This is a genomic window from Streptomyces sp. 4N509B, assembly GCF_052245655.1.
Taxonomy (GTDB): Bacteria; Actinomycetota; Actinomycetes; order Streptomycetales; family Streptomycetaceae; genus Streptomyces.
Window position 1 is genome coordinate 1 of the sequence record NZ_JBQQBZ010000051.1, and the last position, 13,501, is coordinate 13,501.

The window sequence follows — 13,501 nt, forward strand, 5'->3', positions numbered from 1 at the left end:
GTCGGCGAGGAGGCGGACATGGGACGGCGGGGTGACGGGGTCGGCGCGGCCGACCAGGACGAGCGTGGGCGCGGCGATCGTCGGCAGCTCCTCCCGCAGGTCGTAGGTGGCCAGGGCGTCGCAGCACGCCGCGTACGCCGCGGGCTCGGCGGCGCGCAGATCCGCCAGCAGACCCGGATGCGTGAAGCCGGCGGTGAACCACCGCTCGGCGGCCGACGCGGCGACCGGGGCGGTGCCCTCGCGGCGGACCAGGGCGGCGCGCTCACGCCAGCCGGCGGGGTCGGGGAAGCGGGCGGCGCAGGACACGACGGCGAGGCGCTCGACGCGTTCGGGGTGGCGGGCGGCCAGCCACAGGCCGACGGCGCCGCCGAGGGAGACACCGGCGTAGGAGAAGCGGTCCAGGCCGAGGTGGTCGGCCAGGTCCAGGACGCGGCCGGCGAGGTCGGCGACGGAGGCGCCCGGCGCGAGGAGCCGGGGGGAGGAGCGGCCGTGGCCGGGCAGGTCCCAGCGGACGACCCGCCAGGCGCTGGACAGTTCGGGGGCGAGCTGGTCCCACAGCGCGGTGGACGTCCCGAGGGAGGTGCCGAGGATCAGGGGAGGCGCGCATGCGGGGCCCTCGGCGGTGTGGTGGAGCAGGAGAGGCGCGGCCATGGTCGTCCTTCCACGTCAGGGGCGTTCGAGGGCGCGGTCGGTGAGCGCCGTCGCGGCGCCCGTGCCGCGGGACGGGTCGAGGAGGCGCCCGAGGTCCAGGCCCGCGAGCTCGGGTGTGTCGGCGAGGACGGCGGCCAGCGTGCGGCCCCGCTCGCCGGCCTCCCGCGCCGCGGCGGCCAGCAGCTCCCGGGCGCGGGCACGGCCCAGGCGGTCGGCCAGCGCGGCGGCCACCTGCTCGGAGGCGATCGCGCCGCCCGTCAGGCGCAGGTGCGCGCGCATGGCGGCGGGGTCGACCCGCAGGTCCGCGAGGAGCGTGGCGGTGTGGTGGGCCCCCGCCCCGGCCAGCCGGAGCAGCTCGCGCAACGGCTCCCACTCCGCGTGCCAGGCGCCCGCCGGGCGTTCGTCCTCGGCGGTCAGGCTCCCGTAGAGCGTGCCGGCCAGGGCCGGGGCGCGGCGGGCCGCCGCGGCGACCAGGGTGGCGTGGACCGGGTTGGCCTTGTGCGGCATCGCGGACGACGCGCCGCCGCCGGCCTCGGCCACCTCGGCGATCTCGGTGCGGGTGAGCACGAGGACGTCGGCGGCGATCTTGCCGAGCGCGCCGGTGGTGAAGGCGAGGGCGCCGGCCAGGTCGGCGACGGGGGTGCGCAGCGCGTGCCAGGGCAGCGTGGGCTCGGCCAGTCCGAGGTCGGCGGCGAAGGCGGCCACGACCGGCAGCCCGGCACCGCCGGCGGTCCCCGCCCCGGCCTCCCCACCCGCGTACGCGTCCGCACCCGCGTACGCGTCGAACGCGCTGAGGGTGCCGGCGGCGCCACCGAGTTGGGCGGGCAGCGTGTCACGGACGGCCGTGAGACGGTCGCGGGCGTCGAGGACGAGCCAGCGCCAGCCCGCGGCCCTGAGGCCGAAGGTGGTGGGCACGGCGTGCTGGGTCAGGGTGCGGCCGGGCATGACGGTCTCGCGGTGGTCGAGGGCCAGCCGGGCCAGGGCCGCCTCCGAGTCGGCCAGGTCGGCGAGGACCAGGGCCGTGGCGCGGCGGGCCACGAGCATCAGCGCGGTGTCGAGGACGTCCTGGCTGGTGGCGCCGCGGTGCACGTACGCGGCGGCGGCCGGGTCCCGCTCGGCGACGGCCGCGGTGAGGTCGGCCACCAGCGGGATCACGGGGTTGCCGCCGCCTCGGGCGCGCAACGCCAGGTCCCGGGCGTCGAAGCGGCCGGCGTCGGCCGCCACGGCGGTGACGGCCCGTGCCGCGGCGGACGGAGCCTGGCCGCACGCGGCGAGGGCGCGGGTGAGGGCCGCCTCGGCGTCGAGCAGGGCCCGCAGGACCGCCGCGTCCCCCGTGGCGGCGGCCACGGCCGTCCCCGCGTGGCCGGGGCCGAGGAGCCCGACGTCGCCGTGCGGGACGGGGTCGCGGGTCACCGGAACTCCAGGAAGACGGTCTCGGCCTCGCCCTGGAGGTGGATGTCGAAGCGGTAGCAGCCGAGGTCTCCCGGCGCCGCGACGAGCGTCGCGCGCCGCCGCGGCGGCAGCGCGGCCAGCAGCGGGTCGTCGGCGTGCGCGGCGGCGTCCTCGGGGAGGTAGAGGCGGGTGTGGAGGTGGCGGAGCAGACCACGCGCGAAGACGCAGACGCTGAGGTGCGGGGCGGCCGGGCCGCGCGCGCCGGGCCGCAGGGTACGGACGGCCCAGTGGCCCTCCCGGTCGGTGGCGACGCGGCCGAAGCCGGTGAAGACCGCGGGGCTGCGGCCCAGGAAGCCGCCGGTGGTCTCGTCGCGGCGCAGCGAGCCGGTCGTGGTGGCGACGCGGCCGGCCGGGTCGGGCCCCCAGACCTCCAGCAGCGCGTCGGGGACGGGCGCGCCGTGGCCGTCGTAGACGTGCCCCGCGACGGTGACGGCGTCGGGGTGGCCGGCGGGGGCGACGTCGGGGCCGCCGGGGAAGGGCAGCGCGTGTCCGTGGAAGGGCCCGACGGTCTGCGAGGGCGTAGGGCCGGGCGGCGTCCCGGCGGCGGGGTCCGGGGCCGTGTCCGAGGTGGTGTCCGGGGCGGTCGTCATCGGGTGTGCCCCTCCTCGGTCCAGGTGGCTGTGGGGCCGTCGAGGACGATGTCCCAGCGGTAGCCGAGGCTGTGCTCGGGGCGCGAGAGGGTGTGGTCGTAGGTGGCGACCAGGCGTTGGCGGGCGACGGGGTCGGTGACGGACTGGGCGACGGGGTCGTGGGCCAGCAGCGGGTCGCCCGGGAAGTACATCTGTGTCACCAGTCGCTGGGTGAGGGCGGTGCCGAAGACGGAGAAGTGGATGTGGGCCGGGCGCCAGGCGTTGGTGTGGTTGCGCCAGGGGTAGGCGCCCGGCCTGATGGTGGTGAACCGCCAGCGTCCCCGGTCGTCGGTGAGAGTGCGGCCGACGCCGGTGAAGTGGGGGTCGAGCGGCGCGGGGTGCTGGTCGCGCTGGTGGGCGTAGCGGCCGGCCGCGTTGGCCTGCCACACCTCGACGAGCTGGTGGCGCACGGGGCGGCCGTCGCGGTCCAGCAGCCGTCCCTGGACGGTGATGCGTTCGCCCAGCGGGGCGCCGGGGTGCTGGAGCGTCAGGTCGTTGTCGTGCTCGGTGACGTCGCTCTCCCCGAAGGCCGGGGAGGTCAGCTCCACGGCCTCCGGGTGGCGCGCCGCGGCGACGGCCACGAGCGGCTGCCGGGGGTGGCGCGCGGCGGTGGAGCGGTACGGGGCGTAGGCGCGGTCGGGATGGTACGGGTGTGAGGGCCGCTTCTCGCGGGCCGCCGCCGCCTCGCGTATCTCGCGGTCGATGTCGTGCTGGGTGAGTGCCACGGCTCGGCTCCTCTCTTCGGCGCCTCGGCTTCTCGACTTCTCGGCTCCTCGGCTCTGCTGGGTCCGCTCTCCTCGGCTCGCGTCCGCTCTCCCGGGGCCCGTCGGGCGTCAGCGTTCGAGCACCAGGGCCAGGCCCTGGCCGACGCCGACGCAGAGGGCGGCCACGCCGACGCCCGAGCCCGCGGCGGCGAGCTGGTGGGCCACCGTGCCGGCGAGGCGGGCTCCGGAGGCGCCGAGCGGATGGCCGAGGGCGATGGCCCCGCCGAGGGGGTTGAGCACGGCCGGGTCGAGCTCGGGCCACTCGGCGAGACAGCCGAGGACCTGGGCGGCGAACGCCTCGTTCAGTTCCAGGACGGTCAGGTCGGCGAAGTCGCGGCCGGCGCGTCGCAGGGCGCGGGTGACGGCCGCCACGGGACCGAGGCCGTAGTACCGGGGGTCGCAGGCGGTGACGGCCCAGGCGGAGACGCGGGCCAGCGGCTCGCGGCCGATGGCCGCGACGCCTGCCGCGTCGGCGAGGACGAGCGCCGCCGCGCCGTCGTTGAGCGGGGAGGCGTTGCCGGCGGTGACCGTGCCGCCGGAGGGGCGGAAGCTGGGCGTCAGACGGGCGAGGGCGGCCAGCGAGGTGTCGCGCCGCACGCACTCGTCGGCGTCCGCGGTCGCCCCCTCCGCCCCGGTCCCCGGTCGCGGGCCCGTTCCCGGCCCGCTCCGGGGGAGGGGCACGGGCGCGATCTCGGGGGCGAAGCGGCCGGCGTCGTGCGCCGCCGCGGCCTTCTCGTGGGAGGCGAGCGCGTACGCGTCCTGCCGCTCGCGGCTGATGGCGTGCTTCTCCGCGACCAGCTCGGCGCCCTCGCCGAGCGGAACCGTCCACTCCGGGCTCATGCGCGGATTGACCATGCGCCAGCCGAGGGTGGTGGAGTACAGGCCCGCGTCGTGGGTCGGAAAGGCGCGCTCGGGCTTGGGCAGCACGTACGGCGCCCGCGACATGGACTCGACGCCGCCGGCCAGGGCGACGCGGGCGTCGCCGAGCGCGATGGCACGGGCGGCCTGGACGACGGCTTCGAGACCGGAGGCGCACAACCGGTTGACGGTGGCGCCGGGGACGGTGACGGGCAGGCCCGCGAGCAGCGCGGCCATGCGGGCCACGTTGCGGTTCTCCTCGCCGGCCCCGTTGGCGTTGCCCAGGTGGACGTCGCCGATCAGCTCCGGGTCCAGGCCGGGGCTGCGGTCCAGGAGGGCACGCAGCACGTGGGCGGCCAGGTCGTCGGGACGGACGGCCGCGAGCACGCCGCCGTACCGGCCGAACGGGGTGCGCACGGCGTCGACCACGTACACCTCGCGGACGTGTCGCCCCGTCATCCGCCCTCCCCCTCGCCACGTCCTGCGAGCCCCGCCGCGACGCGGAGCGGGGCGGCGGTCCGGGAGACGACCTGGGCGACGGTGACGTCGGGTGCGAGCTCGGCGAGCAGCAGCCCCTCGCGGGTGACGTCCAGGACGCCGAGGTCGGTGATGACCCGGTCGACGCAGGCGCGGCCGGTCAGCGGCAGGGTGCACTCATGGACGAGCTTGGGCTCACCCTCGCTCGTGGTGTGCGTCATGGTCGCGATGACGCGGCGGGCGCCGTGGACGAGGTCCATGGCCCCGCCGATGCCGGTCACCAGCCGGCCCGGCACCGCCCAGTTGGCCAGGTCGCCCGCCGCGGAGACCTGCATGGCCCCGAGCACCGCGGTGTCGATGTGCCCGCCGCGGATCATCCCGAACGACAGCGCCGAGTCGAAGAACGCCGCCCCGGGCAGGACCGTGACGGTCTCCTTCCCGGCGTTGGTCAGGTCCGGGTCGAGTTCGTCCTCGGTCGGGTAGGGGCCGGTGCCGAGGATGCCGTTCTCCGAGTGCAGCACCACCGTGATCCCCTCCGGGAGGTGGTCCGGGATGAGGGTGGGCAGGCCGATGCCCAGGTTGACGTACTCGCCGTCGCGCAGCTCGCGGGCGGCGCGGGCGGCCATCTGCCGACGGGTCCAGGGCATCAGCTCGGCGCCTCCCTCTCGCCCGGGGCCCTCCCCGTGGCCGGGGCAGGCACGGGGTCGGCGCGCACGGTGCGGATCTCGATCTGCTTGTCGGCCGCCTGACAGGGGTCGAGGGCCACGACGCGCTGGACGAACACGCCCGGCGTGTGGACGTGGTCGGGGTCGATCCCACCGGGCTCGACCAGCTCCTCCACCTCGGCGATGGTGACGCGGCCGGCCATGGAGGCCAGCGGGTTGAAGTTGCGGGCCGACCTCGCGAAGACGAGGTTGCCGTGGCGGTCGCCGCGGGCGGCCCGCACCAGGGCGAAGTCGCACCTGATGCCGCGCTCCAACACGTACTCGACGCCGTCGAACGAGCGGACCTCCCTGCGCGGGGAGGCCACCGCCACGCCGCCGTCCGCGGTGTGACGCCAGGGCAGGCCGCCCTCGGCGACCTGGGTGCCGACGCCCGCCGGCGTGTAGAACGCGGGGATGCCGGCCCCGCCGGCGCGCAGCCGCTCGGCGAGCGTGCCCTGGGGGATCAGCTCCAGCTCCACCTCGCCGGCCAGGTACTGGCGGCGGAACTCCTGGTTGTTGCCGATGTAGCTGCCGGTGACCCGGGCGATGCGGCCGGCGGCCAGGAGCACGGAGAGACCGGAGTCCATCGCGCCGCAGTTGTTGGAGACGACGTGCAGACCGGCCGGACCGCCGTCGAACACGGCGCGGATGAGCACGTTCGGCACGCCGCTGAGCCCGAAGCCGCCGACGGCCAGCGACGCGCCGTCCCCGATGTCCGCGACCGCCGCGGCGGCCGACTCGACCGTCTTGTCCATGGCCGTGCTCACTCCGCTTCCACCGGAAGGCCCGTGTACTGCGCCGCGAACTCCGCGGCGGCGTGGGGGGAGGTGGCGAGGCGCTCCAGCTGGGCCAGCTGCAACCGTGTGGCGAACGCCGACTGGTCCGGGTCCCGGTGCAGCAGCGAGGTCATGAGGTTCGAGAAGTGTTCCGCGCGCCAGACGCGGCGCAGACAGGTGGCGGAGTACGTGTCGAGGAGCCGAGTCGAGCCCGTGACGTTGAGGTGGGAGAAGGCCCGGCCGAGGACCGTCACGTCCGCGGCGGCCAGGTTCAGGCCCTTGGCGCCGGTCGGCGGCACGATGTGGGCGGCGTCGCCGGCGAGGAAGACGCGGCCGTGGGCCATCGGCTCGGTGACCGAACTGCGCATCGGCAGCACCGACCTGGCGGTGATGGGGCCGCGGTGAAGCCGCCAGCCGCCGTGGGGGGCGAGGCGGGCGTCGAGCTCGTCCCAGACGCGGTCGTCGGGCCAGTCCTCGGGGTCCGTGCCGTTGGGGACCTGCAGATAGAGCCGGCTCACCTGCGGGGAGCGCATGCTGGCCAGCGCGAAGCCCCGCTCGGAGTGCGCGTAGACCAGCTCCTCGTACGCCGGCGGTGCCTCGGCGAGGACGCCCAACCAGGCGTAGGGGTGGCCGCGTTCGTAGGTCCTGAGCACTCCTCGCGGCAGCCCGTGTCGCGTCACGCCGTGGTAGCCGTCGCAGCCCACGACCCAGTCGCAGCTCAGGGTGTGCTCCCGGCCGGAGCGCGTGTAGCGGATGACGGGGTTGTCGGTGTTCGCGCCCTCGACGGCCAGCGCCCGCGCCTCGAACAGCAGCGGCGGGCCCTCCTTCAGCTGGAGGGCGACGAGGTCTTTGACCATCTCGGTCTGGGCGTAGACCCACACCCGGCGACCGCCGGTCAGCGAGGGGAAGTCGAGGCGGAAGGAGCGGCGGGAGAAACGGAGTTCGATCCCGTCGTGGGGGAGGGCCTCCCGCTCCAGACGGTCGGCCGCGCCCACCGAGCGGAGGGCGTCGACGGTGCTCTGTTCGAGGATGCCGGCGCGCTGGCGCCGCTCGACGTAGCTCCGGTCGCGGCTCTCCAGGACCACGCAGTCGATGCCGCTGGCGTGTAGCTGTCGGGCCAGCAACAGCCCGGCGGGTCCGGCACCGACGATGCCCACGCGTGTCCTGACGGGTTGCCCCACGCCCACCTCACGTTCGCCTAGTGAAGGAAAATTCACATAGCCAGGGGCAGTCTCGCCCGTGGTGCGGAACATGTCAACCACCCCCCGGTGGCTCGACGGCAAGGCCGGGGCCTGTCCGGCCGTTCGCGTGTGGTCTGCTGGTGCCATGAGCGTGGTAGGCGATGAGGGCGGCCAGCCGAACGGCCGGTTGGTCGTGCGGCCCGAGACACTGCTGCTGGTGCTGTTCGGCGATCACGTGTTGGGGCGGCGGGTGGCCGTCTCGACGGGAAGCGTGATCGCGGTGCTGGGCCGGCTGGGGGTGACGGAGCACGCGACGCGCACGAGCCTGGCCCGCATGATGCGCCGCGACCTGCTGCGTTCGGTGCGCCGGGGCCGCCAGGTGTTTCTCGCCCTGCCGCCCCGTGGGGCCGAGGTGCTGCGCGACGGCCTCGCCCGCCTGGGGACCGAGGTCGTGGACCGCGCGTGGGACGGCCGCTGGACACTCCTGGCGTTCTCGGTGCCCGAGGCGCGGCGGGCGGACCGGCACGCGCTGCGGCGGCAGTTGGGCTGGGTGGGCTTCGCGCCGCTGCGCAGCGGGGTGTGGGTGTCGCCGCGGGAGGCGGACGTCGGCCAGATCCTGTCCGGGCTGAACCTGCTGGACCACGCCGAGGTCTTCCGGGCGGAGGCGGTCGGCTGGAGTGATCCGGCCAGGATCGTCCGTGAGGCGTGGGACCTCCCCGCCCTCGCCGCCGACTACCGGGCCTTCCACTCCCGCTGGTCGGGGGAGGTGGGCGGCGAGCTGGACGCGTTGTCCCTGAGGACCCGCCTGACGGCCGAGTGGCTGCTGTTGATACGTCAGGATCCGCGGCTGCCGGCGGCCCTGCTGCCCACGGACTGGCCGGGGGTGCGGGCCCAGGAGTGCTTCCGTGCCCTGCAGGGCCGACTGCTCGGACCCTCGCGCGACCAGGCGGCGGAACAGCTGGCGACCATCGAGCTCGCGTGAGGGGCGAGGCTTCCTCCCAATATTAGTCGCATCCTTGACGACCGTCAGAAGCATGCCTAGCTTTTGCTCGGGGGCATTCGACAAGGAGGCAGCAATGACGCGAGTGAGAGCCGCGCTCGCCGCGATCGCCAGCACCTTACTGATCACCGTCGCCGCCCTCGCCCTGCCCTCGACGGCACACGCCGCCGAGCTGGTCGAGATCACCAACTTCGGCGACAACCCCGGCGGCGCGCGCATGCACGTCTACGTCCCCGACTCCCCGCAGGAGAGCCCGCCCGTCGTGGTCGCCATGCACGGCTGCGGCGGTAACGGCCCCGGCTTCGCGCAGTCCAGCGGGTTCAACGCGCTGGCCGACCAGTACGGCTTCATCGTCATCTACCCGACCGCGACCCAGCAGACGGCCTTCGGCACCTGCTTCGACGTGTGGTCGCCCGAGTCCAAGACCCGCGGTGGCGGCAGCGACCCCGTCTCCATCGCCTCGATGGTCAGCTACGCCCACCAGCAGTACGGCGGCGACACGGCCCGTACCTACGTCACCGGTAGCTCCTCCGGCGGCATGGAGACCAACGCCCTGCTCGCCCTCTACCCCGACGTCTTCGCCGCCGGCTCGGTGTTCATGGGCGTGCCCTTCACCTGTTTCCTCAACGAGGCCGACTTCCCGCCCTGGTCCAGCCAGTGCGTCAACGGCAGCAAGAACCAGACGCCGCAGGCGTGGGGCGACGCCGTCCGGCAGGCCTACCCCGGCTTCAACGGCACCCGCCCCCGGGTGCAGCTGTGGCACGGCACCAACGACACCCTCATCCCGTTCCAGCTGCTCCAGGAGGAGATGGAGCAGTGGACCAACGTCCACGGTCTGAGCCAGACCCCGACCTCCACCGACCAGCCCCAGGCCGGCTGGCAGCGGCAGAACTTCGCTGACGCCGCCGGCACCGTGCAGGTCGAGTCCATCGCCGTCCAGGGCGCGGGCCACACCCTGCCCATGAGCGGCATGGCCGCGGCGGCCGTCGCCTTCTTCGGTATCGACGGAGGCTGACGCGGTCGCGTCGAGTCCAGGGCTCGGCGCCGGTGCCACGAAGGTGGGGCGTCGGCGCCGGGCCCTCCCTCTCCGCCTCCCGCCGTTCCCGCCCTTCCCGCCGTTCCCGCCCCGCACCGAGCGGAGGCTAGGCGTAGAAGCGGGTGAGGCTCTGGAGCACGGCCGCCGGCTTCTGGCCGCCCTCGATCTCGATCGAGCCGTCCACGGCGAGCTGGACCCCGCCCGGCACGTCCTCCACGGAGGCGAGGTCGGCGACGAGCCTGAGACGGGACTCGACGGGGACGGGCGCGGGGAAACGAACCCTGTTCAGCCCGTAGTTGACCTTCGTGGTGACGCCCCTGACCTCCAGCAGTTCCGAGAACAGGGGGATGAACAGGGAGAGGGTGAGGAACCCGTGCGCCACGGGCACCCCGAACGGCCCGTCCTTGGCCCGCTCCGGCTCCGTGTGGATCCACTGGTGATCGTCGGTGGCGTCGGCGAAGGTGTTGATCCGACCCTGGCTGACCCGGACCCACGCGCTGGCCCCGAGGTGGTGTCCGGCGAGGCGCCGGAGTTCGTCCAGTCCGTTGACGGTGAGGCTCATGCGCGGTGTCCCTTCCTGGTTCGGGCTCTCGTTCACGGCGTGCCGTACAGCTCGCGGACCAACGGCTTGACGACCTTGCCGCTGGCGGTGCGCGGGAGCGTCTCGGCGATGACGACGGACTTGGGGATCTTGTAGCGGGCCAGGCGGCCCGACAGCCGGGCGAGCACCGCCCCGGCGTCGAGCGAGGCGCCCTCCCGGAGCACGACGACCGCGCGGGGCACCTCCCCCCACCGTTCGTCGGGCGTGCCGATCACGGCGCACTCGACGATGTCCGGGTGGTCGAGCAGCAGGTTCTCGATCTCGGCGGGATAGACGTTCTCGCCCCCCGAGATGATCATGTCCTTGACACGGTCGACGATGTGGACGTGGCCGTCCTCGTCGACGCGGGCCGCGTCGCCGCTGCGGAACCAGCCGTCGGCCAGGCAGGCCGCGGACGCCTCCGGCGCCCGCCAGTAGCCGGGCATCACGTTCGGGCCGCTGACCAGCAGTTCCCCCGCCTCGCCGGCCCGCACCGGAGTGAGGTCGGGCCGCACGACGCGCACGTCGGTGAAGAAGTGGGGGACGCCCGCCGAGCCCGCCTTGGTGACCGCGTGCTCCCGGCCGACGAGCAGCACGCCGGGCGCGGCCTCGGTCATGCCGTAGCCCTGCTGGAGGACGAGCCCACGCTCCTGGTAGGTCGCGAGGAGGGAGGTGGGGACGGGCGCGCCGCCGCAGGTGAGCGTGCGCAGCGAGGAGAGGTCGGCCGCCGGCCAGCCGGGATCGCGGGCCATCAGGTCGAACATGGTGGGCACGCCGAAGACGAAGGTGATCCGTCGCGCCGCCACCACCGCGAGGACCTCCGCGGCGTCGAAGCGTTCGAGGAGCACGCAGGTACCGCCCTTGAGCAGCACGGGCAGGGCCAGCATGCCCAGGCCCGCGGCGTGGAACAGCGGGGCGGCGACCAGGGCCCGCTCGTCCGCCGCCAGGTCGAGGTCGACGAGGACGTTGACGGCGTTCCAGGTGAGGTTGCCGTGGGTGAGGACGGCGCCCTTCGGCGCGCCCGTGGTCCCCGAGGTGTAGATGATCAGGCACGGGTCGTCCAGCCCCACCGGCTCGTCCAACGGCCGCGCGGGGGACGTCGCCACCAGCTCCTCGTACCCGGAGCCCACCGCCACGCGCACCGGCACGTCGACCCCCAGGCCGGGCAGTTCCGCCACCAGCCCGGCGTGGGAGGGCGCGAACACCAGCGCCCGCGCGCCGCAGTCCGTCAGCTGGAACGCGGTCTCCGAGGCCGTCAGGCGGGAGTTGAGCGGAACGAACACCGCGCCCAGCGCGCCGACGGCGAAGAGCGTCTCCAGGAAGGCGGGGTGGTTCGGTCCCAGGTAGGCCACGCGCTCGCCGCGCCCGACGCCGAGGGCGCGCAGGCCGTGGGCCAGGCGGGTGGCCCGCTCGTGCAACGCGGCGTAGCTGAGGGACCCGCCCCGGTGCAGCAGGGCGGCGCGGTGGGGGGTCATGCGCGCGCGCCGCGCCGGCCAGGACCCGAGTCCTTCGTCGCGCATCGTCGCGTCCTCCCTTCGGGAACGGCTAGCGGGGCGGCTGGGGGAGTGACGGGGGGACGAGGCCGAGGAGCCGGGCCGCGTTGTCCTTGAGGATCCTCGGCCTGACGTCGTCCCGGATGTCGAGCTCGGCGAAGTCGGCGAGCCAGCGGTCGGGAGTCAGCACGGGGTAGTCCGAGCCGAAGAGGACCTTGTCCTTCAGCAGGGTGTTGGCGTACCGCACGAGTTGGGGGGGAAAGTACCGCGGCGACCAGCCGGAGAGGTCGATGTGCACCCCCGGCTTGTGGGTCGCCACCGCGAGCGCCTCGTCCTGCCACGGAAAGGACGGGTGAGCCAGGATGATCTTCAGGTGGGGGAAGTCGGCGGCGACGTCGTCGACGTACAGGGGGTTGGAGTACTTCAGGCGGATGCCGCCCCCGCCGGGCAGACCGGCCCCGATCCCGGTCTGCCCGGTGTGGAACAGCGCGATGGTCCCCGTCTCCTCGATCACCTCGTACAGCGCGTAGGCGAGCGCCCGGTCGTTGGGGCGGAAGCCCTGGAGGCTGGGGTGGAACTTGAAGCCCCTGACGCCGTGCTCCTCGACCAGGCGGCGGGCCCGCCGGACCCCCGCCCTGCCGCGGAACGGGTCGATCGAGGCGAAGGGGAGCAGCACGTCCGCGTGGCGCGCGGCGGCCTCGGCGACCTCCTCGTTGGGCACCGGTTCGATGCCCAGGGCGTGCTCCGCGTCCACGGGGAACACGACGGCCGCCATCCTCCGCTCCCGGTAGTAGGCGGCGATCTCCTCCAGCGTCGGCTGCCGCGCGCCGGTCACCCCGAAGTAGGCGGACGAGGCCTGGTTCAGGCGCTCGTCGAGTGAACCGCGGCCGGTCCTGGAGGAGATTTCGGCGTGGGTGTGCACGTCGATGGCGACCAGGTCGTCGACGCGCAGCGGGCCGGCCATCACGCCTCCGGCGTCTTCGGAGCGGGGATGCCGACGCTCTGCGGTTCGGCGCCGACCGAGGTGTGCCAGGAGGTGGCGAGGGCCTCGGGGGTCCAGCCGCCGCCGGCGTACGCGGTCCGGACCTCCTGCGGGTGGGACCAGAGGCTGAGCCGGTCGCCGCCGATGCCGACGCACTGACCGGTGACGTCGCGGGCGGCGTCGGAGGCGAGGAAGGCCACCAGGGCGGCGCAGTCCTCGACCGCGCCGAAGCCCTCGCCGGCGCGCAGGGAGTCGGGGAGCGGGAGGCCGTGGCGCAGGGCCTCGACGTACGGGGCGAACGCCGGGATCCGCTCGGTCATCGCCGTCGCGGCCACCGGGATCACCGCGTTGACGGTGATGCGGGCCCGGGCCAGCTCCATCGACCAGGTGCGGGCCATCGCCGCGATGCCCGCCTTCGCCGCGGCGTAGTTCGTCTGGCCGACGTTGCCGCGCTGCCCGGCGGGGGAGCCGACCAGGATGATGCTGCCGCCCTCGCCCTGCTCGCGCATGCGGACGGCCGCCGCGCGGCCACAGGTGAAGGTGCCCCGGAGGTGGACGGCGACCACCGTGTCGAAGTCCTCGTCGGTCATCTTCCACAGCATCCTGTCGCGCAGCACGCCCGCGTTGGCGACCAGGACGTCCAGCCGCCCGAACTCCTCGACGGCGCGGGTCACCAGGCGCTCGGCGGCCTCGGTCGGGCCGACCGCGACCGGTTCGGCGACGGCCCGGCCGCCCGCCGCGCCGACGAGCGCGACCGTCTCCTCGGCGGCGTCCGCGTCGACGTCGTTGACGACGACGCGGGCTCCGGCCGCGGCGAGGGCCTGGGCGTAGGCCCTGCCCAGGCCACGGCCGGCGCCGGTGACGACGGCCACGCGGCCGCCCAGGTCGACGGCGGGCGGAGGAGGGGAGGCGGACATG

General features: G+C 74.9%; 14 protein-coding genes. 2 read left to right on the plus strand and 12 right to left on the minus strand.

Annotation, left to right across the window (positions count from 1 at the left end):
- The 8 genes from ACTWP5_RS29525 to ACTWP5_RS29560 all read right to left on the minus strand — a co-directional run.
- A partial coding sequence (locus ACTWP5_RS29525; RefSeq protein ID WP_443224226.1) for an alpha/beta fold hydrolase occupies positions 1-651 on the minus strand: 651 nt, incomplete at its 3' end.
- A gap of 15 nt (positions 652-666) precedes the next feature.
- The gene (gene pcaB / locus ACTWP5_RS29530) at positions 667-2,064 is read right to left on the minus strand and encodes a 3-carboxy-cis,cis-muconate cycloisomerase (RefSeq protein WP_443224227.1); all 1,398 of its coding nucleotides are present in this window, start codon (positions 2,062-2,064) and stop codon (positions 667-669) included.
- On the minus strand, positions 2,061-2,693 hold the full coding sequence (gene pcaG / locus ACTWP5_RS29535) for a protocatechuate 3,4-dioxygenase subunit alpha (protein WP_443224228.1): 633 nt from the start codon (positions 2,691-2,693) through the stop codon (positions 2,061-2,063). The genes pcaB and pcaG overlap by 4 nt, the downstream gene beginning before the upstream one ends.
- Positions 2,690-3,457, minus strand: a complete 768-nt coding sequence (gene pcaH / locus ACTWP5_RS29540; protein ID WP_443224229.1) for a protocatechuate 3,4-dioxygenase subunit beta — start codon at positions 3,455-3,457, stop codon at positions 2,690-2,692. The genes pcaG and pcaH overlap by 4 nt, the downstream gene beginning before the upstream one ends.
- A 108-nt stretch (positions 3,458-3,565) precedes the next feature.
- Entirely contained in the window at positions 3,566-4,813 is a 1,248-nt protein-coding gene (locus tag ACTWP5_RS29545; protein WP_443224230.1) for a thiolase family protein, read from the minus strand.
- Positions 4,810-5,478, minus strand: coding sequence for a 3-oxoacid CoA-transferase subunit B (locus ACTWP5_RS29550; protein WP_443224231.1), 669 nt, complete (start codon positions 5,476-5,478; stop codon positions 4,810-4,812). The genes ACTWP5_RS29545 and ACTWP5_RS29550 overlap by 4 nt, the downstream gene beginning before the upstream one ends.
- Positions 5,478-6,290, minus strand: a complete 813-nt coding sequence (locus tag ACTWP5_RS29555; RefSeq protein WP_443224232.1) for a CoA transferase subunit A — start codon at positions 6,288-6,290, stop codon at positions 5,478-5,480. The genes ACTWP5_RS29550 and ACTWP5_RS29555 overlap by 1 nt, the downstream gene beginning before the upstream one ends.
- Before the next feature lie 8 nt (positions 6,291-6,298).
- On the minus strand, positions 6,299-7,468 hold the full coding sequence (locus tag ACTWP5_RS29560) for a 4-hydroxybenzoate 3-monooxygenase (protein WP_443224233.1): 1,170 nt from the start codon (positions 7,466-7,468) through the stop codon (positions 6,299-6,301).
- A gap of 169 nt (positions 7,469-7,637) precedes the next feature.
- On the opposite strand from ACTWP5_RS29560, the gene ACTWP5_RS29565 reads away from it, so the two are divergent.
- Together ACTWP5_RS29565 and ACTWP5_RS29570 are read left to right on the plus strand one after the other, a co-directional pair.
- Positions 7,638-8,474, plus strand: a complete 837-nt coding sequence (locus ACTWP5_RS29565) for a PaaX family transcriptional regulator (RefSeq protein ID WP_443224234.1) — start codon at positions 7,638-7,640, stop codon at positions 8,472-8,474.
- 94 nt (positions 8,475-8,568) lie between these two features.
- The gene (locus ACTWP5_RS29570; protein WP_443224235.1) at positions 8,569-9,507 is read left to right on the plus strand and encodes an extracellular catalytic domain type 1 short-chain-length polyhydroxyalkanoate depolymerase; all 939 of its coding nucleotides are present in this window, start codon (positions 8,569-8,571) and stop codon (positions 9,505-9,507) included.
- Between the two features lie 127 nt (positions 9,508-9,634).
- Here ACTWP5_RS29570 and ACTWP5_RS29575 read toward each other — a convergent pair whose 3' ends face one another.
- Genes ACTWP5_RS29575 through ACTWP5_RS29590 form a run of 4 tightly spaced genes read right to left on the minus strand, consistent with a single transcriptional unit; the run spans position 9,635 to position 13,500 of the window.
- The gene (locus ACTWP5_RS29575; protein ID WP_443224236.1) at positions 9,635-10,090 is read right to left on the minus strand and encodes a MaoC family dehydratase; all 456 of its coding nucleotides are present in this window, start codon (positions 10,088-10,090) and stop codon (positions 9,635-9,637) included.
- 32 nt (positions 10,091-10,122) lie between these two features.
- Positions 10,123-11,628, minus strand: a complete 1,506-nt coding sequence (locus ACTWP5_RS29580) for an acyl-CoA synthetase (RefSeq protein WP_443224237.1) — start codon at positions 11,626-11,628, stop codon at positions 10,123-10,125.
- Between the two features lie 25 nt (positions 11,629-11,653).
- Entirely contained in the window at positions 11,654-12,565 is a 912-nt protein-coding gene (locus tag ACTWP5_RS29585) for an amidohydrolase family protein (RefSeq protein WP_443224238.1), read from the minus strand.
- Entirely contained in the window at positions 12,565-13,500 is a 936-nt protein-coding gene (locus ACTWP5_RS29590) for an SDR family NAD(P)-dependent oxidoreductase (protein ID WP_443224239.1), read from the minus strand. Before ACTWP5_RS29590 ends, ACTWP5_RS29585 begins: the two co-directional genes overlap by 1 nt.
- Position 13,501: the final 1 nt, after the last annotated feature.

Excerpts from the sequence above, each read along its gene's own strand:
- pcaG (WP_443224228.1), bottom strand. The coding sequence starts at position 2,693 with ATGACGACCGCCCCGGACACCACCTCGGACACGGCCCCGGACCCCGCC.
- ACTWP5_RS29545 (WP_443224230.1), bottom strand. The coding sequence starts at position 4,813 with ATGACGGGGCGACACGTCCGCGAGGTGTACGTGGTCGACGCCGTGCGC.
- ACTWP5_RS29550 (WP_443224231.1), bottom strand. The coding sequence starts at position 5,478 with ATGCCCTGGACCCGTCGGCAGATGGCCGCCCGCGCCGCCCGCGAGCTG.
- ACTWP5_RS29555 (WP_443224232.1), bottom strand. The coding sequence starts at position 6,290 with ATGGACAAGACGGTCGAGTCGGCCGCCGCGGCGGTCGCGGACATCGGG.
- ACTWP5_RS29565 (WP_443224234.1), top strand. The coding sequence starts at position 7,638 with ATGAGCGTGGTAGGCGATGAGGGCGGCCAGCCGAACGGCCGGTTGGTC.
- ACTWP5_RS29570 (WP_443224235.1), top strand. The coding sequence starts at position 8,569 with ATGACGCGAGTGAGAGCCGCGCTCGCCGCGATCGCCAGCACCTTACTG.
- ACTWP5_RS29575 (WP_443224236.1), bottom strand. The coding sequence starts at position 10,090 with ATGAGCCTCACCGTCAACGGACTGGACGAACTCCGGCGCCTCGCCGGA.
- ACTWP5_RS29580 (WP_443224237.1), bottom strand. The coding sequence starts at position 11,628 with ATGCGCGACGAAGGACTCGGGTCCTGGCCGGCGCGGCGCGCGCGCATG.
- ACTWP5_RS29585 (WP_443224238.1), bottom strand. The coding sequence starts at position 12,565 with ATGGCCGGCCCGCTGCGCGTCGACGACCTGGTCGCCATCGACGTGCAC.
- ACTWP5_RS29590 (WP_443224239.1), bottom strand. The coding sequence starts at position 13,500 with ATGTCCGCCTCCCCTCCTCCGCCCGCCGTCGACCTGGGCGGCCGCGTG.